The 229-nt window shown below is 55.9% G+C and carries 1 protein-coding gene; it reads left to right on the top strand.

Annotation, left to right across the window (positions count from 1 at the left end):
- Nucleotides 1-33 precede the first annotated feature (33 nt).
- Nucleotides 34-229 (top strand): hypothetical protein (locus tag S1OALGB6SA_RS04970; protein WP_148084031.1); only part of this gene is annotated, 196 nt, incomplete at its 3' end.

Consider the following 229-nt stretch of genomic DNA (forward strand, 5'->3'; position numbering starts at 1 on the left):
AAACCCGCGGAAGCCAGCCTCGAGGCGGAGAGCATGGTTGAACTAGATGAGCTCGCGGAGGCTGATCTCGAAACACAGTTCCAGGACGAGGCCGTAATTGAGTCAGACAAATCCGCGGAAACCAGCCTCGAGGCGGAGAGCATGGTTGAACTAGATGAGCCCGCGGAGGCTGATCTCGAAACACAGTTCCAGGACGAGGCCATAATTGAATCAGATAAACCCGCGGAAG

It is taken from the genome of Olavius algarvensis spirochete endosymbiont (genome assembly GCA_900608495.1).
Taxonomy (GTDB): Bacteria; Spirochaetota; Spirochaetia; order DSM-2461; family DSM-2461; genus UBA2779.